This window comes from Alsobacter sp. SYSU BS001988, from assembly GCF_054796215.1.
This window is the reverse complement of record NZ_JBTAMK010000001.1, coordinates 702,958-724,353: the sequence shown is the minus strand read 5'-3', so window position 1 is coordinate 724,353 and position 21,396 is coordinate 702,958. Positions and strand designations below refer to the sequence as shown.

The 21,396-nt window shown below is 69.9% G+C and carries 20 protein-coding genes; 15 read left to right on the top strand and 5 right to left on the bottom strand.

Annotated elements, in window-relative coordinates:
• On the bottom strand, positions 1-774 hold the full coding sequence (locus tag ACYVO7_RS03075; RefSeq protein WP_460448364.1) for an enoyl-CoA hydratase: 774 nt from the start codon (positions 772-774) through the stop codon (positions 1-3).
• A gap of 70 nt (positions 775-844) precedes the next feature.
• Entirely contained in the window at positions 845-1,729 is an 885-nt protein-coding gene (gene mutM, locus ACYVO7_RS03070) for a bifunctional DNA-formamidopyrimidine glycosylase/DNA-(apurinic or apyrimidinic site) lyase (protein WP_460448363.1), read from the bottom strand.
• A gap of 85 nt (positions 1,730-1,814) precedes the next feature.
• On the opposite strand from mutM, the gene ubiE reads away from it, so the two are divergent.
• The 6 genes from ubiE to cysK all read left to right on the top strand — a co-directional run bounded on the left by ubiE (position 1,815) and on the right by cysK (position 7,450).
• Positions 1,815-2,591, top strand: a complete 777-nt coding sequence (gene ubiE, locus ACYVO7_RS03065) for a bifunctional demethylmenaquinone methyltransferase/2-methoxy-6-polyprenyl-1,4-benzoquinol methylase UbiE (RefSeq protein WP_460448362.1) — start codon at positions 1,815-1,817, stop codon at positions 2,589-2,591.
• A 7-nt stretch (positions 2,592-2,598) separates the two neighbouring features.
• Complete coding sequence (ubiB, locus tag ACYVO7_RS03060; protein ID WP_460448361.1) at positions 2,599-4,176, top strand: 2-polyprenylphenol 6-hydroxylase; 1,578 nt, start codon at positions 2,599-2,601, stop codon at positions 4,174-4,176.
• A gap of 25 nt (positions 4,177-4,201) precedes the next feature.
• Positions 4,202-5,440 (top strand): bifunctional phosphopantothenoylcysteine decarboxylase/phosphopantothenate--cysteine ligase CoaBC, encoded by a 1,239-nt coding sequence (gene coaBC / locus ACYVO7_RS03055; RefSeq protein WP_460448360.1) that lies wholly within the window; start codon positions 4,202-4,204, stop codon positions 5,438-5,440.
• Positions 5,431-5,904 (top strand): dUTP diphosphatase, encoded by a 474-nt coding sequence (dut, locus tag ACYVO7_RS03050; RefSeq protein WP_460448359.1) that lies wholly within the window; start codon positions 5,431-5,433, stop codon positions 5,902-5,904. The genes coaBC and dut overlap by 10 nt, the downstream gene beginning before the upstream one ends.
• 27 nt (positions 5,905-5,931) lie before the next feature.
• Entirely contained in the window at positions 5,932-6,378 is a 447-nt protein-coding gene (locus tag ACYVO7_RS03045; protein WP_460448358.1) for an RrF2 family transcriptional regulator, read from the top strand.
• Positions 6,379-6,457: 79 nt separating this feature from the next.
• Positions 6,458-7,450, top strand: coding sequence for a cysteine synthase A (gene cysK / locus ACYVO7_RS03040; protein WP_460448357.1), 993 nt, complete (start codon positions 6,458-6,460; stop codon positions 7,448-7,450).
• Between the two features lie 45 nt (positions 7,451-7,495).
• Here cysK and ACYVO7_RS03035 read toward each other — a convergent pair whose 3' ends face one another.
• Positions 7,496-8,491 carry a 2-hydroxyacid dehydrogenase gene (locus ACYVO7_RS03035; protein ID WP_460448356.1) on the bottom strand — a complete coding sequence of 332 codons (996 nt, stop codon included), beginning with the start codon at positions 8,489-8,491 and terminating at the stop codon, positions 7,496-7,498.
• A 204-nt stretch (positions 8,492-8,695) separates the two neighbouring features.
• Between ACYVO7_RS03035 and ACYVO7_RS03030 the strand changes: the two genes are divergently transcribed.
• Entirely contained in the window at positions 8,696-9,235 is a 540-nt protein-coding gene (locus tag ACYVO7_RS03030) for an SH3 domain-containing protein (protein ID WP_460448355.1), read from the top strand.
• A 25-nt stretch (positions 9,236-9,260) separates the two neighbouring features.
• Here ACYVO7_RS03030 and irrA read toward each other — a convergent pair whose 3' ends face one another.
• On the bottom strand, positions 9,261-9,782 hold the full coding sequence (irrA, locus tag ACYVO7_RS03025; protein ID WP_406855922.1) for an iron response transcriptional regulator IrrA: 522 nt from the start codon (positions 9,780-9,782) through the stop codon (positions 9,261-9,263).
• Between the two features lie 218 nt (positions 9,783-10,000).
• Between irrA and fabA the strand changes: the two genes are divergently transcribed.
• From fabA to ACYVO7_RS03005, 4 genes are all read left to right on the top strand, one after another.
• A complete protein-coding gene (fabA, locus tag ACYVO7_RS03020) occupies positions 10,001-10,513 on the top strand; it encodes a 3-hydroxyacyl-[acyl-carrier-protein] dehydratase FabA (RefSeq protein WP_460448354.1) in 513 nt (170 codons plus the stop codon).
• Between the two features lie 91 nt (positions 10,514-10,604).
• Entirely contained in the window at positions 10,605-11,828 is a 1,224-nt protein-coding gene (gene fabB / locus ACYVO7_RS03015; RefSeq protein WP_460448353.1) for a beta-ketoacyl-ACP synthase I, read from the top strand.
• A 29-nt stretch (positions 11,829-11,857) separates the two neighbouring features.
• Positions 11,858-12,724: an enoyl-ACP reductase FabI gene (fabI, locus tag ACYVO7_RS03010; protein WP_460448352.1), complete on the top strand. Its 867-nt coding sequence runs from the start codon at positions 11,858-11,860 to the stop codon at positions 12,722-12,724.
• Between the two features lie 114 nt (positions 12,725-12,838).
• The gene (locus tag ACYVO7_RS03005) at positions 12,839-15,202 is read left to right on the top strand and encodes a xanthine dehydrogenase family protein molybdopterin-binding subunit (RefSeq protein WP_460448351.1); all 2,364 of its coding nucleotides are present in this window, start codon (positions 12,839-12,841) and stop codon (positions 15,200-15,202) included.
• 15 nt (positions 15,203-15,217) lie between these two features.
• Here ACYVO7_RS03005 and ACYVO7_RS03000 read toward each other — a convergent pair whose 3' ends face one another.
• Entirely contained in the window at positions 15,218-16,384 is a 1,167-nt protein-coding gene (locus tag ACYVO7_RS03000; protein ID WP_460448350.1) for an aminotransferase, read from the bottom strand.
• Positions 16,385-16,479: 95 nt separating this feature from the next.
• Here ACYVO7_RS03000 and speB point away from each other — a divergent pair, with 95 nt between their 5' ends.
• The 4 genes from speB (at position 16,480) to ACYVO7_RS02980 (ending at position 21,212) form a co-directional block, all read left to right on the top strand.
• A complete protein-coding gene (gene speB, locus ACYVO7_RS02995; RefSeq protein ID WP_460448548.1) occupies positions 16,480-17,547 on the top strand; it encodes an agmatinase in 1,068 nt (355 codons plus the stop codon).
• A 108-nt stretch (positions 17,548-17,655) separates the two neighbouring features.
• Complete coding sequence (locus ACYVO7_RS02990; RefSeq protein ID WP_460448349.1) at positions 17,656-18,765, top strand: NADH:flavin oxidoreductase/NADH oxidase; 1,110 nt, start codon at positions 17,656-17,658, stop codon at positions 18,763-18,765.
• 169 nt (positions 18,766-18,934) lie between these two features.
• On the top strand, positions 18,935-20,041 hold the full coding sequence (locus ACYVO7_RS02985) for an ABC transporter ATP-binding protein (RefSeq protein WP_460448348.1): 1,107 nt from the start codon (positions 18,935-18,937) through the stop codon (positions 20,039-20,041).
• Positions 20,042-20,066: 25 nt separating this feature from the next.
• Complete coding sequence (locus ACYVO7_RS02980) at positions 20,067-21,212, top strand: ABC transporter substrate-binding protein (RefSeq protein ID WP_460448347.1); 1,146 nt, start codon at positions 20,067-20,069, stop codon at positions 21,210-21,212.
• Positions 21,213-21,396 lie beyond the last annotated feature (184 nt).

Sequence of the window (21,396 nt, the reverse complement as noted above, 5' to 3'; positions counted from 1 at the left end):
TCAGCGGTGGCCGAACTTCGCCTTCCGCTTGTCGACGAAGGCCGACATGCCTTCCTTCTGGTCCTGGGTGGCGAACATGGCGTGGAACACGCGCCGCTCGAAGCGGATGCCCTCGGCGAGCGTCGTCTCGTAGGACCGGTTCACGCTCTCCTTCGTCATCATGACGATGGGCATCGACAGCTCGGCGATCTGCGCCGCCACCCTGAGCGCCTCGTCGACGAGGTCCGCGGCGGGCACGATGCGCGACACGAGGCCCGCGCGCTCGGCCTCGGCGGCGTCCATCATGCGCCCGGTCAGGCACATCTCCATGGCCTTGGACTTGCCGACCAGCCGGGTCAGGCGCTGGGTGCCGCCCGCGCCCGGCATGACGCCCAGCTTGATCTCCGGCTGGCCGAACTTCGCCGTGTCGGCCGCAAGGATGAAGTCGCACATCATGGCGAGCTCGCAGCCTCCGCCCAGCGCGAAGCCCGCCACGGCGGCGATGATCGGCTTGCGCCGCTGGGCGACCCGGTCCCAGGCGGTGATGAAGTCCTCCAGATAGGTCTCCGGGTAGGACTTCGCCTGCATCTCCTTGATGTCCGCGCCGGCTGCGAAGGCCTTCTCGGAGCCGGTGATCACGACGGCGCCGATCCCGGGGTCCCGGTCGAAGCCGTCGAGAGCCTCGTTGAGTTCGCCGATCAGCGCGCCATTGAGCGCGTTGAGCGCCTGCGGACGGTTGAGGCGCACCAGGCCCACCCGGCCCAGCGTCTCGACGATGATGGTGTCATGGCTCATGGGCTCTTCTCCGGGCTCCTTGGCGCACAGGATACAAGGGCTATCCGAGCCGGCCCGGGAGGGCAATCGCTCACCTCTGGCAGACGGCGCAGAAGAAGGTCGAGCGCCCCGACTGGACGATGCGCCGCACGACGCCCCGGCAGCGCGGCGTCGGGCAGGGCTCGCCCTCGCGGTCATAGACGCGGAACCGATGCTGGAAATAGCCGAGCGAGCCGTCCGTGTGGGCGTAGTCGCGCAGCGACGATCCGCCCGCCGCCACCGCCTCCTCCAGCGTCTCGCGGATGACGCGGGCCAGCCGCTCGGACCTGGCCGTCGGGCCGCCGTCGCGGCGCGCGATCGTTCCGGCCTCGCGCCGGGGCGAGAGACGCGCCCGGTTCAGCGCCTCGCAGACATAGATGTTGCCGAGCCCGGACACGAGCCGCTGGTCCAGCAGCGCCGCCTTGAGGGGCGCGCTCTTGCCGGCGAACAGCGCCGCCAGGGAGGCGCCGTCGAGGGCGTTGCCGAGCGGCTCGATCCCCATGCCGCGAAACAGCGGGTGCTCGTGCAGCGCCGCCCTGGCGACCAGGGTCATGAAGCCGAACCGCCGGGCGTCATTATAAGTGACGGTCGCCCCGTTGGAGAGGCGGAACACCACATGGTCGTGCGGCAGCGCCGCTCCGGCCTCGTGGTGGAACTCGCCCGGCTGCGCCACGGACCCGTCCGGCGCCGCCACCGTGAAGCGCCCCGTCATGCCCAGATGCATCACGAGCACGTCGCCGTCGTCCAGGTCGGCCAGCAGGTATTTCGCGCGCCGCCCCAGGGCCTCGATCCTGCGTCCGGCCAGGCGCTCGGCGAAGCGCTCCGGAAACGGGAAGCGCAGGTCCGGCCGGCGCTGCTCCACGCTGAGGATCCGCGCGCCCACCATGGCGGGCTCGAGGCCCCGGCGGACGGTCTCGACTTCGGGAAGCTCGGGCATTTCGACCTGCGCGTGATGAACCTACGCCACATAGCGTCCCGCACGCCCGCGCGCTATGGTCCGCGCCGCAAACAGGAATTCGATCATGCAAGCGGGCAGGACCAGCAGGGGCGACGAGGCGGCCGAGACGCATTTCGGCTATGCGACCGTGCCCCTCGGCGAGAAGCAGTCGAGGGTGGACGAGGTCTTCCACAAGGTCGCCGGCCGCTACGACCTGATGAACGACCTGATGTCGGCCGGCCTGCACCGGGCCTGGAAGGAGGCGCTGGTCTCCACCCTGCGTCCGCCCTCGCTCCGGCCCTGGCGGCATCTCGACGTGGCGGGCGGCACCGGCGACATCGCCTTCCGGGTGCTGGAGGCCGCCGGCCCGCAGGCGCACGTGACCGTGCTGGACATCAACCCCGACATGCTGGCCGTGGGCGAGGCGCGCGCTCCGGCGCGGTTCGCCGGGCGGCTCGACTTCGTCGAGGGCAACGCCGAGAGCCTTCCCTACCCGGCCGGGTCCTTCGACGCCTACACGATCGCCTTCGGCATCCGCAACGTGCCGCGCATCGACCTGGCGCTGTCGGAGGCCTACCGGACGCTCCGGCGGGGCGGCCGCTTCCTGTGCCTGGAGTTCTCGCATGTGGACGTGCCCATCCTGGACGCCGTCTACGACGCCTATTCGTTCACGGCCGTCCCGGCGCTCGGCAAGGCCGTGACGGGCGACGGCGAGCCCTACCGGTATTTGGTGGAATCGATCCGCAAGTTCCCGCGCCCGGCCGCGTTCTCGGCCATGATCCGCGAGGCCGGCTTCGGCCGGGTGACGGACCGCCCGATGAGCGGCGGCATCGTGCGCCTGCACTCGGCATGGAAGCTGTGAGCCGCGCGTGCTGACCTCCATCGTCCACCTGATCAGGCTGGCGCGCGTCGGCTTCGTGCTGGCGCGCGAAGGCGCCTTCGCGCTCGTCGATCCCGCCGAGCTGCCCCCCGCCGCCAAGCCGGCCCTGTGGGCTGCGCGCCTCATCGAACGCCCCGGCGCCGGAGACGGCGCGGAACGGCTGGCCGCGGCCCTGACGCGGCTGGGTCCGTCCTATGTGAAGTTCGGGCAGTTCCTGGCCACGAGGCCCGACGTCGTCGGCGTCCGCGTGGCGCGCGACCTCGAGGCTCTGCAGGACCGGATGCCCGCCTTCGGCCGCGCCGAGGCCGCCAAGGTGATCGAGGCCTCGATCGGCCAGCCTTTGTCCTCCGTCTTCGCCGACTTCGGCGAGCCGGTCGCCGCGGCGTCCATCGCGCAGGTGCACCGCGCGACGGTCCGCACCGCGGCGGGTGACCGCGAGGTCGCCGTCAAGGTGCTGCGCCCCGGCGTGCGCATCCGCTTCCGCAAGGACCTGCGCGCCATGGCCTTCGCGGCCCGCATGATCGAGCGCATGCTGCCCGAGACGCAGCGCCTCAAGCCGATCGCCATCGTGGAGACGCTGGCGCGCTCCGTCGCGATGGAGATGGATCTGCGGCTGGAGGCGGCGGCGCTGTCCGAGATGGCGGAGAACACGCGCGACGACTCCGACTTCCGCGTGCCCGCGCCCGACTGGGAGCGCACCTCCCGCGACGTGCTCACCATGGAGTGGATCGACGGGCTGCCGCTGAACGCGCTCGCCGCGATCGAAGACGCCGGCTACGACCGCGTCGCCCTCGGGCGCAGCGTCATCCAGTCCTTCCTCCGGCACGCGCTGCGCGACGGCTTCTTCCATGCCGACATGCATCCCGGAAACCTGTTCGTGGACAGGCGGGGCCAGCTCTGCGCGGTGGATTTCGGGATCATGGGCCGGCTCGGGCCGAAGGAGCGGCGCTTCCTGGCCGAAATCCTGCTCGGCTTCATCACCCGCAACTATCGGCGCGTGGCCGAAGTCCATTTCGAGGCCGGCTACGTGCCGGGCCACCATTCGGTCGATGACTTCGCCCAGGCGATCAGGGCCATCGGCGAGCCCATCCACGACCGCACCGCCGACCAGATCTCGATGGCCAAGCTGCTGACGCTGCTCTTCGAGATCACCGGGATCTTCGACATGACCACCCGCACCGAGCTGGTGATGCTGCAGAAGACGATGGTGGTGGTGGAAGGCGTGGCGCGAAACCTCGACCCGCGCCTGGACATGTGGCGGACGTCCGAGCCGGTCGTCCGGGAATGGATCGAGCGCAATCTCGGGCCGCTGGGCCGCATGGAGGAGGCCGGGCGCGGGGCGATGTCCTACGCCAGCCTGTTCGGCCATCTGCCGACCCTGGTGAACCGGGCTGAGCGCCTCGTGCTGGACCTGGAGGACGCGACGCGCCGCGGCTTCCGCCTGGCGCCGGAGAGCCTGGAAGGCATCGGCCGGGCCGAGGCCGACCGCAACCGCTGGTCGACGGTGGCGCTCTGGATCATCGCGATCTGCGTGTTCGCGGCGACGATGCGCATGCTGTCATGGTAGAGAAGCGCTGATCCCGGAGCCCCTCATGACGCTCAGCGGCAAACGCATCCTCATCATCGTCGGCGGCGGCATCGCGGCCTACAGGGCCCTCGAGCTGATCCGCGTCCTGCGCAAGCGCGGCGCGTCGGTGCGCTGCATCCTGACCAAGGCCGCCCAGGAATTCGTGACGCCGCTGTCGGCGGCGAGCCTGTCGGGCGACAAGGCCTATACGGACCTGTTCTCCCTCACCGACGAGGCCGAGATGGGCCATATCGAGCTGTCGCGCGACGCCGACCTCCTGGTGGTCGCGCCGGCGACGGCCGACCTGATGGCCAAGATGGCGCACGGCTTCGCCTCCGACCTCGCCTCGACGGCGCTGCTGGCGACCGACAAGGCGGTGCTGATCGCGCCCGCCATGAATGTCCGCATGTGGGAGCATCCCGCCACGAAGCGCAATCTGGCGATCCTGCGGGAGGACGGCGTCTCGGTGGTGGGCCCCGACGAGGGCGAGATGGCCTGCGGGGAGTTCGGCTTCGGCCGCATGGCGCAGCCCGACGCGATCGCGGACGCGGCCGCCGCCCTGCTGGAGGGAGCCGCCTCCTCCCAGCCCAAGCCCCTCGCCGGGCGCCGCGCGCTCGTGACCTCCGGCCCGACGCACGAGCCCATCGACCCGGTCCGCTACATCGCCAACCGGTCGTCCGGCAAGCAGGGCCACGCCATCGCGCGCGCCCTGGCCGAACTCGGCGCCGAGGTGACGCTGGTCTCCGGCCCGGTGGCGCTGGCCGATCCGCCCGGCGTCGCCGTGGTGAAGGTCGAGACCGCGGCCGAGATGCTGGCCGCCGTCGAGGCCCGGATGCCGGTCGACGCCGCCGTGTTCTGCGCCGCCGTGGCGGACTGGCGGGTGGCGCGGGCCGGAGACGAGAAGCTGAAGAAGACGCCCGGCGGGCCGCCCAGCCTGGGGCTGGTGGAGAACCCCGACATCCTGGCCACGATCGCCAAGCGGACATCGGGCCGGCCGGTGCTGGTCGTCGGCTTTGCGGCGGAGACCGAGAAGGTGATCGATCACGCCAAGGCCAAGCTGGCCCGCAAGGGCTGCGACTGGATCGTCGCCAACGACGTCAGCACGCCTGCGGGAGGGACGGGCGTGATGGGCGGCGACCGCAACACGGTCTCCATCATCACCCGGGAGGGCGTCGAGACCTGGCCCACCCTGGACAAGACGGCGGTCGCCGAGCGCCTGGCGCAGCGCATCGCCGAGCAACTGAAGGACCGGGGATGGGTGTAGGAACGGACGCCGCAAGCCTGCGCGTCGGCGTCGAACGGCTGCCGCACGCCGTGGGCCTGCCGCTGCCCCGCTACGAGACGGAGCACAGCGCCGGGCTGGATTTGCTCGCCGCCATCGGCGAAAATGAAAAAATCACGTTGGAAAGCGGGAAATGGGTTCTTGTCCCGACGGGCCTGAAGCTCCACCTCCCTGATGGGCATGAAGGGCAGGTCCGACCCCGGTCGGGGCTGGCCCTGAAGCACGGCGTGACGGTGCTGAACGCGCCGGGCACCATCGACGCGGACTATCGCGGCGAGGTGGGCGTCATCCTGGTGAATCACGGCCCTGCGCCGTTCGTGATCGCCCGGGGCATGCGCGTCGCCCAGCTGGTCGTCGCCGCGGTGACGCGGGTGCGGCTGGCGGAGGAGGGCGCGCTCGACGAGACCGGGCGCGGCCAGGGCGGATTCGGATCGACGGGTGTCTGACGCTCGTCCCGAGGGAGGAGCTGACGGATGATCCTGTTGTCGAGACGAAGCCTGTTGGCCATCGCGGCCGTGGTGGACATCGCGCTGCATGCGCGGCCCTCTCCGGTCGCGGCCAAGATGCTGGCCGTTCGGCACAATCTTCCGCCGCGCCATCTCGAGACCATGTTGCAGGCGCTCGTCAGGGCGGGGATCCTGAAGGGGGTGCGCGGCCCCCGCGGCGGCTACGAGATCGCCCGCGAGCGCCGCCGCATCACGGCGGGCGACATCGTCCGGGCCGCGATGGCCTCCACGGGCGAGGACTCCATGCCGCCCGCGCCGGAGTCGCGCCTGGTCGACGAGGTGATCGGCCCGACGGTGCAGCGCGCCGGCGAGGCGTTCCTCAAGGAGCTGGACGCCGTCACGGTCGACGACCTGTGCCGGCGCGCCGACGGGCTCTTCAAGGACACGCCCGCGACCGCCGATTTCACGATCTAGGATTGGAATTAGAGTTCATTCTCGACGCAGCGTGTGGATAAGTCTAATCCTGTGACTACAGGTTCGATGGAGAGCGATGATGGCCAATCCAGCAGCACTGCATGTCTCGCAGCAGGGGTCCGAGGCCGCTCCCGGCCGCGGCCGGATCTATGACTCGATCACCGACACGATCGGCAACACGCCCCTCGTCCGCCTGCAGCGGCTGGCGCGCGAAAAGGGCGTCGGCGCCAATCTCCTGGCCAAGCTGGAGTTCTTCAACCCGATATCGAGCGTGAAGGACCGCATCGGCGTCAGCATGATCGACGCCCTGGAGGCGTCCGGCGCGATCCAGCCCGGTTCGACCCTGATCGAACCCACCTCGGGCAACACCGGCATCGCCCTGGCCTTCACGGCCGCGGCCCGGGGCTACAAGCTCATTCTGGTCATGCCGGAATCCATGTCGGTGGAGCGGCGCAAGATGCTGGCCCTCCTGGGCGCGCAGCTGGAGCTGACGCCGGCGCCGCTCGGCATGAAGGGCGCGATCGCCCGGGCCGAGGAGCTGAAGGCGGCCACGCCTGGCGCGGTCATCCCCCAGCAATTCGCCAACCCGGCCAATCCCGAGATCCACCGCCGGACGACCGCGGAGGAGATCTGGAACGACACCCATGGCGAGGTGGACTACTTCGTCTCGGGCGTCGGCACGGGCGGCACCATCACGGGCGTCGGCCAGGTGCTGAAGCCGCGCCGGCCCACCCTCAAGGTGGTGGCGGTGGAGCCTGAGGACTCGCCGGTCCTGTCCGGCGGGCAGCCGGGTCCGCACAAGATCCAGGGCATCGGCGCCGGTTTCGTGCCGCAGGTGCTGGACCGCTCGATCATCGACGAGGTGATCACGGTCGGCAACCAGACCTCCTTCGACACCGCGCGGCATCTCGCCCGCCTCGAAGGGATCCCGGTCGGCATCTCGTCCGGCGCGGCCGTGGCGGCGGCGCTCGAGATCGCGGCCCGGCCGGAGGCGAAGGGCAAGAACATCGTCATCATCATCCCGTCCTTCGCGGAACGGTATCTGTCGACGGCGCTGTTCGAGGGTCTCTGAGCCCGGGACCGAGGGGACGGGCGGCGCGACGCCGCCCGCGCCCGATCAGAGCATCGCGGGCAGGACGCGGTCCGGCGGGCGGTGCCCGTCCATGAAGGTCTTGATGTTGACGATGACCTTCTCGCCCATGTCGACGCGGCCCTCGATCGTGGCCGAGCCCATATGGGGCAGCACCACGACGCGGTGCTGACGCGCCAGCTTGAGGGTCCTGGGCGAGATCGCGGGTTCGTGCTCGAACACGTCCAGGCCCGCGCCGGCGATCTCGCCAGCCTCGAGCATCCGGGTGAGGGCGTTCTCGTCGATGATCTCGCCGCGCGCCGTATTGACCACGATGGCGTCGCGCTTCAGCAGCTTCAGCCGGCGCGCCGACAGGAGGTGATAGGTGGCGGGGGTGTGCGGGCAGTTGACCGACACCACGTCCATGCGGGCCAGCATCTGGTCCAGCGAATCCCAGTAGGTCGCCTCCAGGGCTTCCTCGATCGCGGCGGCCACGCGCCGACGGTTGTGATAGTGCACCTGCAGGCCGAACGCCTTGGCGCGCCGCGCCAGCGCCTGGCCGATGCGGCCCATCCCGACGATGCCGAGGCGCTTGCCGGTGATGCGGTGGCCCAGCATCCAGGTCGGCGACCAGCCGTTCCAGGTCTCGTCGGGGATGACGCGGGCGCCCTCCGCGATGCGGCGCGCGACGGCCAGGATCAGCGCCATGGTCATGTCCGCCGTGTCCTCGGTGAGGACGCCCGGCGTGTTGGTGACCGTGATGCCGCGCGACAGGGCCGTCTGGACGTCAATATTGTCGACGCCGTTGCCGAAATTGGCGATCAGCCGCAGGTTTTCTCCTGCCTGCGCGAGCAGGGACGCGTCGATCTTGTCGGTGACGGTCGGAACCAGGACGTCCGCGGTCCTGACCGCCTCGACCAGCTCGGCCGCCGACATGGGCGCGTCCGTGACGTTGAGCCTGGCGTCGAACAGCTCACGCATCCGGGTCTCGACCACGTCGGGCAGCTTCCGGGTCACGACGACGAGCGGCTTCTTCTTGGTCATTGTCGGCGGTCCCCCACCCCGCGGTTCGGCCCGAAGCGCGGGCGCATTCACCAAGCGTTAACGATGCGCGGGGGACAACGGGAGGGTCCCCGCGCGCCGCACAGGCCAAGTCTTGTCCAGGCGAGTCCTGTCTAGCGAGGCGACGGGGGAAACACAACGCCCGGTCCACCGGGACAAAAGATCTAGAACCCGCGGTCCGTCTCCATGCGCCCGATGCCCCCCTTTCTCGCCCGCACCCTGGCCGTCGCCGCCGCCCTCTTCTGCGCCTGGGGTCCGTCGCCGATCCTGGCCGCGGACGGCACCAGCGCCGGAACCGCGTCCGGCCTCCCGGTGCCGCGATTCGTCAGCCTGAAGTCGGACCGGGTGAACCTGCGCGAGGGCCCGTCCAAGGACCACCGCACGAGCTGGGTGTTCCAGCGCGCCGGGCTGCCCGTCGAGATCACGGCCGAGTTCGAGACCTGGAGGCGCATCCGCGACTCCGACGGGGCGGAGGGATGGGTGCTGCACAGCCTGCTGTCGGGCCGGCGCACCGGCCTGGTCGCGCCCTGGTGGAAGCAGGGGCCGCTGGCGCTCTACAACCGGGCCAACCTGAAGGGCGACGTCGTCGCGCAGCTCCAGCCCGGCGTGCTCGGTACGCTGAAGACCTGCGACGGCCAGTGGTGCCGGGTCATCGGGCCGGGATTCGACGGCTGGATGCCGCAAAACAAGCTGTGGGGCGTCTATCCGAACGAGAAGGTGGAGTAGCCGCCGCGGCGATCCGGCCGCGGGCTCAGCCCTTCTTGCGCAGCCGCACGATCACGTCGACGCGGGCGATCTCCATGCCGGGCGGCGGCTCCGGCAGGGACGCGACCTCCACCTCGTGCCCCTCGATGTCGTGCAGCGTGTTCTCGCCCTCGACGAAGAAGTGGTGGTGGTTGCTGACATTGGTGTCGAAATAGGTCTTGGCTCCGTCCACCGCGACCTCGCGCAGCAGCCCCGCCTGGGTGAACTGATGCAGCGTGTTGTAGATGGTGGCCAGCGACACCGGCACGCGCGCCTTCGCGGCCTCCTCGAACAGCACCTCGGCGGTGACGTGCCTGTCGCCGCGGGCGAAGAGCAGCCAGCCCAGCCCCACGCGCTGGCGCGTCGGGCGCAGGCCCGCCTGCCTCAGCTTGCCGCGCAGGTCGTGGAAGGGGCAGCCGCTCTGGTTCGACCACCCGCCCGCCTGAGCCGCGGGCGCGCCCGCCCTGGCGCCGGCGGAGCCGAGCGCAGGGATGCCCTGGCGACGAGCGGAATGGCTGAAATCCGTCATGAGGTGCGCGCGAACCGTGATCGTGAAGGTCCTGCATATCATAAGAACGGCGGACCGTCGCCGCAACCCGGGGAAAATGCGGGGACGCCGCCCGGGGCGCTTCGACCTCTTGCGGCTTTCGATGCGCGATCCGCTGTGCTACCAACTTCCGCGAAATCGGGCGTGTCCGGCAGGACCACGCCTCATCTTCCATGACGGGAACGGAGCCCCTCGGGGACATGCAGCAGCGGTCGACCTACGAATACGAGGATCTTCTCGCCTGCGGACGCGGCGAGATGTTCGGGCCCGGCAACGCCCAGCTTCCTCTTCCGCCGATGCTCATGTTCGATCGGATCGCCGAGATCAGCGAAACCGGCGGACCGAACGGAAAAGGCCTGATCCGCGCCGAGCTGGAGGTTCGCCCCGATCTCTGGTTCTTCCAGTGCCACTTCAAGGACGATCCCGTGATGCCGGGCTGCCTCGGCCTCGACGCGCTGTGGCAGCTCACCGGCTTTTTTCTCGGATGGCTGGGCGCGGAAGGCCGCGGCCGCGCGTTGGGGGTCGGCGAGGTGAAGTTCTCCGACCAGGTCCTACCGAGCGTCAAGAAGGTCGTCTACGGCGTCGACCTGAAGCGGGTGTTCCGCTCGAAGCTCGTGCTGGGCGTCGCCGACGGCTGGCTGGAGGCCGACGGCCGCCGCATCTATGAAGCCAAGGATCTGCGGGTCGGGCTGTTCAAGACCGCCGGAGCCTGAGGCGCCCTGGATACCGCCCCGTTCATCCTCGTTTGAATCTTCGCCCGGGGCTCGACGAGCTCACCGGGCGCCATGGGAAGGAGCCGACACCATGAAGCGCGTCGTCGTGACCGGCATGGGCATCGTCTCATCGATCGGAAACACCACCCAGGAGGTCCTCGCATCGCTGCGCGAGGCCAAGTCCGGCGTCGTCCGGGCCGACAAATATGCCGAACTCGGCTTCCGCTGCCAGGTCCACGGCGCGCCGACGCTGGACCCGTCCGAGCTGGTCGACCGCCGCGCCATGCGCTTCCACGCCACCGGGACGGCCTGGAACCACGTCGCGATGGACCAGGCGATCCGCGACTCGGGCCTCGAGGAGAGCGACGTCTCCAACGAGCGCACCGGCATTATCATGGGCTCCGGCGGCCCGTCCGCCCGCACCATCGTGGAGGCGGCCGACATCGCCCGCGACAAGGGCCCGAAGCGGATCGGCCCCTTCGCGGTGCCCAAGGCGATGTCGTCGACGGCCTCCGCCACGCTCGCCACCTGGTTCAAGCTGAAGGGCGTCAACTATTCGATCTCGTCGGCCTGCGCGACGTCGAACCACTGCATCGGCAACGCCTATGAGATGATCCAGTACGGCAAGCAGGACGTCATGTTCGCCGGCGGCTGCGAGGAGCTCGACTGGACGCTCTCGGTGCTGTTCGACGCCATGGGGGCGATGTCGACCAAGTACAACGACCGCCCGGCGGTCGCATCCCGCGCCTATGACAAGAACCGCGACGGCTTCGTCATCGCGGGCGGCGCGGGCGTGCTGGTGCTGGAGGAGCTGGAGCACGCCAAGGCGCGCGGCGCGCGCATCTACGCCGAGATCGTCGGCTACGGCGCCACCTCGGACGGCTACGACATGGTCGCCCCGTCGGGCGAGGGCGCGATCCGCTGCATGCGCCAGGCGCTGGCCGGCGTGAAGGGCCCGATCGACTACATCAACCCGCACGCGACCTCCACGCCCGTCGGCGACCAGAAGGAGATCGAGGCCATCCGGCAGGTCTTCGGCTCGGGCGAGAAGTGCCCGCCGATCTCCGCCACCAAGTCGCTCACCGGCCACTCGCTGGGCGCTACCGGCGTGCAGGAGGCGATCTACTCGCTCCTGATGATGAACAACGGCTTCATCTGCGAGAGCGCCAACATCGAGGAGCTCGATCCCGAATTCGCGGACATGAACATCGTCCGCAAGCGGATCGACAACGCCAAGCTCGGCACGGTCCTGTCCAACTCCTTCGGTTTCGGCGGCACCAACGCCACCATCGTGATGAAGCATCCGGACGCCTGAGGCGCCCTTCCCCGAACCAGGAGAACGGCATGTCCTCGTTCATGTCCGGCAAGCGCGGCCTCATCATGGGCGTCGCCAACGACCACTCGATCGCGTGGGGCATCGCCAAAAGGCTCGCCGAGCACGGCGCGGAACTGGCCTTCACCTATCAGGGCGAGGCGCTGCGCAAGCGGGTCGCCCCGCTGGCCGAGAGCCTGAACCCGGACAAGAGCCGCGGCCCGGCCCTGGTGCTGCCCTGCGACGTGGAGGACATCGCCTCGGTGGACGCCGCCTTCGCGGCCCTGAAGGACGCCTGGGGCGCCATCGACTTCGTGGTCCACGCCATCGGCTTCTCCGACAAGAACGAGCTCAAGGGCCGCTACGCCGACACCTCGCGCGAGAACTTCTCGCGCACCATGGTGATCTCCTGCTTCTCCTTCACGGAGATCGCCAAGCGGGCGGCGGCCCTGATGCCGAACGGAGGCTCGCTCGTCACGCTGACCTATGGGGGCTCCACCCGGGTCATGCCGAACTACAACGTCATGGGCGTCGCCAAGGCGGCGCTCGAGGCCAGCGTCCGCTATCTGGCGAGCGATTTCGGGCCGCAGGGCGTCCGGGTCAACGCGCTCTCGCCCGGGCCGGTGCGGACGCTCGCCGGGGCCGGCATCACCGACGCGCGGCTGATGTTCAACTACCAGAAGCGCCACGCCCCGCTCCGGCGGACGGTGTCGATCGAGGAGATCGGCGGATCGGCGCTCTATCTCCTGTCCGACCTCTCGGCGGGCGTCACCGGCGAAATCCACTATGTGGACTCCGGCTACAACATCATCTCCATGCCGGCGCCCGACGCCCTGAAGACGGTGGACGCCGCCGAGACGGCCGCCGAAGCGCAGGCCGCCGGCCAAGCGGCCGAGTAGCCGGCGCCGCCCCATGACCTGTGCGCGGCGGAGCCCTGCCCGCCGGGCCCTCGCCTTCGCGGCGCTGCGCGCTAGACTCCCGACCAGCCCGCATCACCCGAGCCCCCGACCGTCATGAACAAGCCGACGAACCCGAGCGACCTTTCCCTGATGAAATTCGGCATCGGCCAGCCCGTGCCGCGCAACGAGGATCCGGTCCTGGTGCGCGGCGAAGGCCGCTACACCGACGACGTCAACATGCCGGGCCAGCTCTACGCGGCCTTCGTGCGCAGTCCCTACGCGCATGGCGTGATCAACGGGATCGACCTCTCCGCCGCCCTGGACATGCCGGGCGTGGTCGCCGGCTACACCGGCGCAGACCTGGTGGCGGCCGGCTACGACACGCTGAAATGCATCATGCCGCAGAAGCAGCGGGACGGCTCGGCCATGGTGACGCCGGCCCGGCCCTCCCTGGCGGTCGACAAGGTGCGCTTCGTCGGCGACCCGGTGGCCTTCGTGGTCGCCGAGACCGCCGAACAGGCGCGGGACGCGGCCGAAGCCGTCGCGCTCGACATCGACGTGCTGCCCGCGGTCGTGACGCCCGAGGAGGCCGACAAGCCCGGCGCGCCGACGCTCTACGACGAGGCGCCCGGAAACTGCGCCCTCGATTACCATTTCGGCGACGCCGAGAAGGTAACGGCCGCCTTCGCGTCCGCCGCCCACGTGACGACGCTCGACATCGCCAACAACCGCGTGGTGGTGAACCCCATCGAGCCCCGCGCCGCCGTGGCGCAGTTCGACGAGGGGCGCTTCGTCCTTCACGTTCCGACCCAGGGCGTGTTCGGCTTTCGCAACAACCTCGCCAATGTGCTGAAGGTGGACCCCAAGCAGGTCCGCATCGTCACCGGCAATGTCGGCGGCTCCTTCGGCATGAAGGCGTCGGTGTTTCCCGAATATGTGAGCCTGCTGCACGCCGCGCGCCTGCTCGGGAAGCCGGTGAAGTGGACCGACCAGCGCTCCGAGAGCTTCGTCTCGGACCACCACGGGCGTGACCAGAACGTCCACGCCGAACTGGCGCTGGACGAGAAGGGCAAGTTCCTCGCCGTGCGCATCAGCGGCCACAGCAACATGGGCGCCTACCTGTCGCCGGTGGGGCCGCTAATGTCGACGCTGAACATCCACAAGAACGGGATCGGGACCTACACGACGCCGCTGTTCCAGGTGGACACGCGCTGCATGTTCACCAACACGGTTCCGATCAGCGCCTATCGCGGCGCGGGGCGGCCCGAGGGCAACTATTTCATGGAGCGGCTGATCGACCAGGCCGCCCGGGAGATGGGGATCGACCCGATCAGCCTGCGCAAGCGCAACCAGATCAAGCCGTCCCAGCTGCCCTACAAGACCCCGGTCGACACGGTCTACGACTCGGGCGACTTCAGCGCCCTGCTGGACCGCGCCATCGAGGCCGCCGACTGGAAGGGCTTCCCGCAGCGCAAGCGCGAGAGCCGCAAGAGGGGCCTGCTGCGCGGGCGCGGCATCGGCTGCTACCTGGAGGTGACGGCGCCTCCCATGAACGAGATGGGCGGGATCCATTTCGAGGCAGATGGCTCCGTCACGATCGTGACCGGAACGCTGGACTACGGCCAGGGGCACTGGACCCCCTTCGCCCAGGTGCTGACCGACAAGCTCGGCGTGCCCTTCGACAAGATCAGGCTGGTGCAGGGCGATAGCGACAGGCTGATCGCCGGCGGCGGCACCGGCGGATCGAAGTCCATCATGGCGTCCGGCGCTGCGATCGCCGAAGCCGGCGACAAGGTCATCGAGAAGGGCCGCCTGATCGCGTCCTACGCGCTGGAGGCGGGGGTCGAGGACATCGAGTTCGCCGACGGCCGCTTCGCCATCGCGGGCACCGACCGCGGGGTCGGGATCATGGAGCTGGCCGCCAAGTTGCGGGACGGGAGCCTTTCTCTGCCGCCCGACGTCCCGGCGACGCTCGACGTCGACCACGTGCACAGGCTGTCGCCGTCGGCCTATCCGAACGGCTGCCACATCGCCGAGGTCGAGATCGACCCCGACACCGGCGTCACGAAGGTCGTGCGCTACAGCATGGTCAACGACTTCGGCACGGTGGTGAACCCGCTGCTGGTCGAGGGCCAGCTCCATGGCGGCGTCATGCAGGGCATCGGCCAGGCGCTGATGGAGTTCACCGAATATGACGCCGAGGGCCAGCTCGTGACCGGGTCCTTCATGGACTACGCCATGCCGCGGGCCGACGACATGCCGGAGTTCTCCTTCGAAAGCCGGCCCACGCTGGCCAAGACCAACCCGCTCGGCGCCAAGGGCTGCGGGGAGGCGGGCTGCGCCGGCGCGCTCCCGTCGGTGATGAACGCCATCGCGGACGCGCTCGCGGAGGTCGGCGTGCCGCACATGAACATGCCGGCCACGCCCAAGCGGGTGTGGGAGGCGATCCAGCAGGCCCGGGCGGCGTCGGCCGCCTGAGCGCTGCAACGGCCGTCAGAGCGCGAAGCCGGCCAGCCTCTCCGGAAGGCCGGCGATCGCGTCCCGGTCCGCGTTGGCGAAGGCGACGCGCAGGTGCCCATCCTGGCCGGCGCCGAAATAGCCGCCCGGCAGCGCCAGCACGCCGCGTTCGCTGGCGAGCTTGCGAGCCACGACCGGGGCCGGCGCGTCCCGGAACGGATGCGCCACATAGGCGAAATAGGCCCCAATCGAGTCGATGCGCCATTCGGGCGCCTGCGCGAAGGCGGCGCGGAAGGCCGCCGCCCGCGCGCCGATCTCGCGTCGGTTCTGCTCGCGCCAGTCGCCCAGCGCCCCGATCGCCCAGGTGAGCGCCATCTGGCCGGCGCGGGCGGGGCAGATCTGCACGCAATCCAGCACCTTGCCGATCTGGGCGATCACGTCCTCGCCCGCCGTCACGGCGCCCAGCCGGTGGCCGGGGATGCAGTAGGACTTGGAGAAGCTGTAGAGGCCGATCACCGTGTCGCCCCAGCCGGCTTCGCCGAAGAGGCCGTGCGGCCGCCCGCCGGCGTCCAGGAAGTCGCGATAGGTCTCGTCGACGACGAGCCAGATCCCCTTGCGCCGGCACAGCTCCGCGAAGCGCGCCAGCGTCTCGGGCGGATAGACCGCCCCGGTCGGATTGTTGGGGGTGATCAGCACGATCGCCTTCACCCGCTCGTCCATCAGGCTCTCGGCGAGATCCGGGTCAGGGATGAACCCGTTCTCCGCCGCGCAGGGCAGGGGACGCGCCTCCACGCCCAGCATGCGGCAGGTCATCTCGTGGTTGAAGTACCAGGGCGAGGGAAGCAGGACCGCGTCGCCGGCCCGGGCGAGCGCCATCAGGGCGATGACGAAGGCCTGGTTGCAGCCCGCCGTGATGGCGGTCTCGGCCGGCCGGATGGTCGCGCCATAGACCGAGGACGCATGCGCCGCATAGGCCTCGCGCAGGTCCGCGTCGCCGAAAATGGAGCCGTAGCCCGCCGCCGCGACCCGGCCGGCGGCCTCCGACAGCCGCGCCAGCATCTGCGGATGGGGCGGATAGCCCGGCACCGCCTGCGACAGGTCGATCAGCGGTCCGCGTCCGCCCGCATAGGCCCGGGCCCAGCCCTGGGCCTCGGGGATCGGCGGAGTGGCGGTGTCGACCAGATTCGGATTCAGGGCAGCCATTCGTCATCGTCCTCGCCGCGGCCTTGCGCGCGCGCCGCCATTCCTACAGGCTTCGCCCCCCGGGTCCAGCCTGCGGGACGCCGTGTGAGGACTGCATCGTGGATGACGAGAAGCTGAAGGCGCTGCGTGACAGGTTCGGCGCCGCGAGGGGATCGGAGATCTTCGATCCCGAATTCGCCAAGGTGGCGGCCAGCCAGTTCCAGGGCGACAAGCGCAAATGGCCCTTCGCCGACCCGGCGACCTTCATGGGCGCGCCCTTTCGCCCGGACGCCGCCGAGCAGAACTTCGCCGACCTCGACGTCGCCGTCGTGGGCGTGCCGATGGATCTGGGCGTCACCAACCGGGCCGGCGCCCGCTTGGGCCCGCGCGCGGTGCGGTCGATCGAGCGGATCGGGCCGTTCGAGCACGTCCTGCGCCGCACGCCCTTGTCGACGATGCGGGTCGCGGACGTGGGCGACGTGCCCTTCCGCAGCCGCTACAGCCTGGAAAGCTGCCACGAGGACATCGAGGCCTATTACACCCGCATCGTCGACGCCGGCGTGATCCCGCTCTCGGTGGGCGGCGACCACTCCATCAGCATGTCGATCCTGAAGGCGGTCGGGCGCAAGCGCCCGGTCGGCATGGTGCATATCGACGCCCATGCGGACACGTCCGGCCCCTATGAGGGCTCCAAGTTCCACCATGGCGGGCCGTTCCGGCAGGCGGTTCTGGACGGGGTGCTGGATCCCGATCGGGTCATCCAGATCGGCATCCGCGGCGGGGCGGAATATCTGTGGGAGTTCTCCACCGCGTCGGGGATGACCATGATCCACGCCGAGGAGTTCGCCGCCATGGGCGCGGAGGCCGCCATCGCCCGCGCCCGCGAGGTGGTGGGCGACGGCCCGACCTACGTGTCCTTCGACGTCGACAGCCTCGACCCCGCTTTCGCGCCCGGCACCGGCACGCCCGAGGTCGGCGGCCTCACCCCGCGCGAGGCCCTCCAGGTCCTGCGCGGCCTCAAGGGCTTGGACATCGTCGGCGGCGACGTCGTCGAGGTCGCGCCGCAATATGACGCGACCAGCAACACCGCCCATGCGGGCGCGCAGGTGCTGTTCACGATCCTGTCGCTCATCGACATCGCCCATGAGGCGCGCTCCCGGACGGAGCGCGGCGTCTGGGTTTGAGCCATGCGGCCTTGAGCGCTGCAGCCATGCAATTCCCGGGACTTCCCGGAGCGCGCCGGCGACCTATTCTTTCGCCCTTCCCCCGTCCTTGAACCGGGTTTCCCAAGCATGTCCCTGCTCTTTTCCCCCTTGCGCCTCGGCTCGGTCGAAACGCCGAACCGCATCGTCGTCGCGCCGATGTGCCAGTACACCGCCGACGACGGATCGGCGACCGACTGGCACATCCAGCACTGGATGAACCTCGCGATGTCCGGCGCGGGCCTCGTCACCATCGAGGCGACCGCCGTCGAGCGGCACGGCCGCATCAGCCACGGCGATCTCGGCCTCTACTCCGACGCCAACGAGCGCGCCATGGGGCGGGCCCTGGCGGCGGCGCGGGCCGTGGCCCTGCCCGGGACGAAGTTCAGCATCCAGATCGCCCATGCGGGCCGCAAGGCCTCCGTCCAGCGCCCGTGGGAAGGCGGCGGGCCGTTGAAGCCCGACCAGGACCCCTGGCAGACCGTGGGGCCGTCCGCGATCCCGTTCGCCGAGGGCTGGCACGTGCCGAAGGCCGCAGACGCCCATGACCTCGACCGCATCGAGGCGGGCTTCGTCCAGGCCGCCCGGCGGGCGGTGCGGCTCGGCTTCGACGCCATCGAACTGCACGGGGCCCATGGCTACCTGCTGCACGAGTTCCAGTCGCCGATCTCCAACACCCGGACGGATGAGTGGGGCGGCTCGCCCGAGAAGCGCCGCGCCTTCATCCACCGCATCGCCCGCGCCGTGAAGGCCGCCATCCCGGACACGGTCGCGCTCGGCGCCCGCATCACCGGCTCCGACTGGACCGACGGCGGGCTCACGATCGACGACGCAGTGGCGCTGGCGTCCGAGATGAAGGACGAAGGCCTCGTCTTCGCCTGCGTGTCGTCGGGCGGCAACGTCTCGACCGCGCGGATTCCGGTCGGGCCCGGCTATCAGGTCCATTTCGCCGAGGAGGTCCGGCGGCGGACCGGGATCGTGACCCGCGCGGTGGGCATGATCGCGGCCCCGCAGCAGGCCGAGGACATTCTCCAGAGCGGCGCGGCGGATCAGGTCGCGCTCGCCCGCGCCTTCCTGGACAATCCTCGCTGGGGCTGGCACGCGGCCGACGCGCTCGGATTCGACCTTCCCCGGCCGCCGCAATACGCCAGGGCGGCCACCAAGGTGTGGCCGGGCGCGCAGCTCGCCCGTCCGAGCTGAATTTCGACGCTCTTCTCGCGCAGTTTGGTCCTCTCCTCTCCCGAGGAGGGGACTTTTCATTTGTAATCCCGCTTTCCGCGGCGTCACCCCCTAGCCAACGCTTCGTTTTGTCGCTTCACTGTCGTCTGCAACCAATAAGCGTCTCCGGCGTCAGCCCAAGGAGAACGTCATGGGAGGAGACGGTCGGCCGGCGATCGAAGTCGAGCGCCTGACCGCGGGATATGGGTCGACGAAGATCCTTCATGGGGTCGACCTGACGGCTGCGCCCGGCGAGTTCATCGCCATCCTGGGCTCGTCCGGCTGTGGCAAGACCACCCTGCTGCGCACCATCGCGGGCTTCCAGAAGGCCTTCTCGGGATCGATCCGTCTGTTCGGCAAGGACGTGGCGGGGCTGCCGCCCGAGAAGCGCGGCGTCGCCATGGTGTTCCAGTCCTACGCGCTGTGGCCGCACATGACGGTGCTGGGCAACATGGGCTACGGACTGCGCCTGCGCGGGGTCGAGCGGGGCGAGATCCGCCGCCGCGTGGGCGACCTCCTCGCCATGCTGAACCTCTCCGGACTGGAGGACCGCAAGGTCACCGACCTTTCGGGCGGACAGCGCCAGCGCGTGGCGCTGGGCCGGGCGCTGGCGATCGAGCCGGCCCTGCTGCTGCTCGACGAGCCGCTCTCCAACCTGGACGCCAAGGTGCGCCTGCAGCTGCGCTACGAGATCAAGGCGCTACAGAACCGCCTCGGCTTCGCGGCGATCCATGTCACCCACGACCGCGAGGAGGCCATGACGATGGCGGACCGCGTCGTCATCATGGACCAGGGCCGCATCGCCCAGATGGGCACGCCGGAGGAGGTGTATGACCGCCCGGCCTCGCCCTTCGTGGCGACGTTCCTGGGGGCCGAGAACCGGATCGAGTTCGACGTGCTGCCCCAGACGGGCGGCGGCGTGGGGCTGCAGGCGGTCGGAATGGCCCGCCCCGCGCCGTGGTCGGGCGAGCACGGCGCCGCCCCGGCGGCCGGCGCCGTCACGGCGTTCTTCCGCGAGGAGGCCGCGAGCCTGACGGCCGCGGACGCGACCCCCGGCCAGGACTGCCCGGCGGCCGCCATCGTGCTCCCGGGCGTGGTGGCGACGCGCGCCTATCCGGGCGGCCACTACCGCTACGGCGTGGACGCCGGCGGGCGTCACCTGAGCGTCAAGGACGCCGGATACCACGAACTCGGCGCGCCCGTGGGCGTCTGCCTTCCGCTCTCCCGACTTCACATTTTCCCGGCGGCCACGCCGTAGCCCGGGCATCCCAGGAGGACACACGATGCGCTACGCCCTGATCCCAGCCCTGTCGGCCTTCGCCGTCTCGGCCGCGCTGGCCGCGCCAGCGTCCGCGCAGACCCTGAACGTGGCCAGCGCGGGCGACCAGAACATGGTCGACTACATCAAGGACTATCTGGGGCCGAAATTCGAGAAGTCCCACCCGGGCGTGAAGGTCGTGGCGGTCGGCACCGGCCCGGGCGATAGCGGATCGCAGAAGATCTTCGAGAAGCTCAGCGCCCAGAAGGCCGCCAACGCGCCGGCCTGGGACTTCGACGTGGTGGTGATCCACCAGAAGATGGCCGGCGACATGGCCAAGGACGCCCTGCTGATGAAGTACCGGGGCGACATCAAGACCGGCTCGCTGGTCACCCGCGACACGGCCGAGAACTCGCTCGGAGCGGACGTCTCCGGCTACGTCATGCCGATGTTCCACTCGCAGACCGCGATCGCCTACAACGCCGACATGGTCAAGGACGTGCCGAACAGCTACCCGGAGCTGGCCGCCTGGGCCAAGCAGCATCCCAAGCAGTTCGGCTACAACGGCATCAAGGGCGGCATGTCCGGCGTCGCTTTCGTGGCCGGCTGGGTCTACGCCTTCGGGCAGGACAGCGAGAAGCTGATGAAGGGCCCCTACGACGCCGCCGCCAAGACCGGATGGGACAAGGCGCTCGCCGATCTGAAGGACTTCAACAAGAATGTCGTGATCACGCCCGGCAACGCCGGCACGCTGGACATGCTCAACCGCGGCGAGATCGCCATGGGCCCTGTCTGGGTCGACATGTTCTACACCTGGCAGAACGACGGCAAGCTGCCGCCGAACATGAAGCTGAAGCTCGTCGCCCCCGGCATGCCCGGCCAGCCAATGTACTACGCCGTGCCCGCCAAGGCGGCGCAGGCGAAGCTCGCCGAGGAGTTCATCGCGCTGGCGACCAGCCCGGAGGTGCAGGCCGAAGGCATCGTGAAGAAGTTCAACTGGTATCCGGGCATCGACGCGCAGCATCTCGAGGGCAAGCTCGACAAGGCGGACTGGCAGAAGCTCTTCACCGACATCACGCCGGCCGACCTCGCCAGCAAGGGCAAGCCCTTCCCGATCGCGCCCTATTTCAACGACATCCTCGAAAGCTACGAGAAGAAGGTCGCGAACTGAGCCATCGGCTGGCTTCGCCCGTCATGGCGAAAAGCGCGGCGACGACATGGGCGCTCCCCTTCTCCCCCCGGGAGGAGGGGTCGGCGATGCCGGCGGGCGAGGGTCCGGCGCCGGCCCGGTCGGCGGCGCCGTCGAGCCCCTTCCGACCCCCTTCAGCCCCTCATCCGGCCCTTCGGGCCGCCTT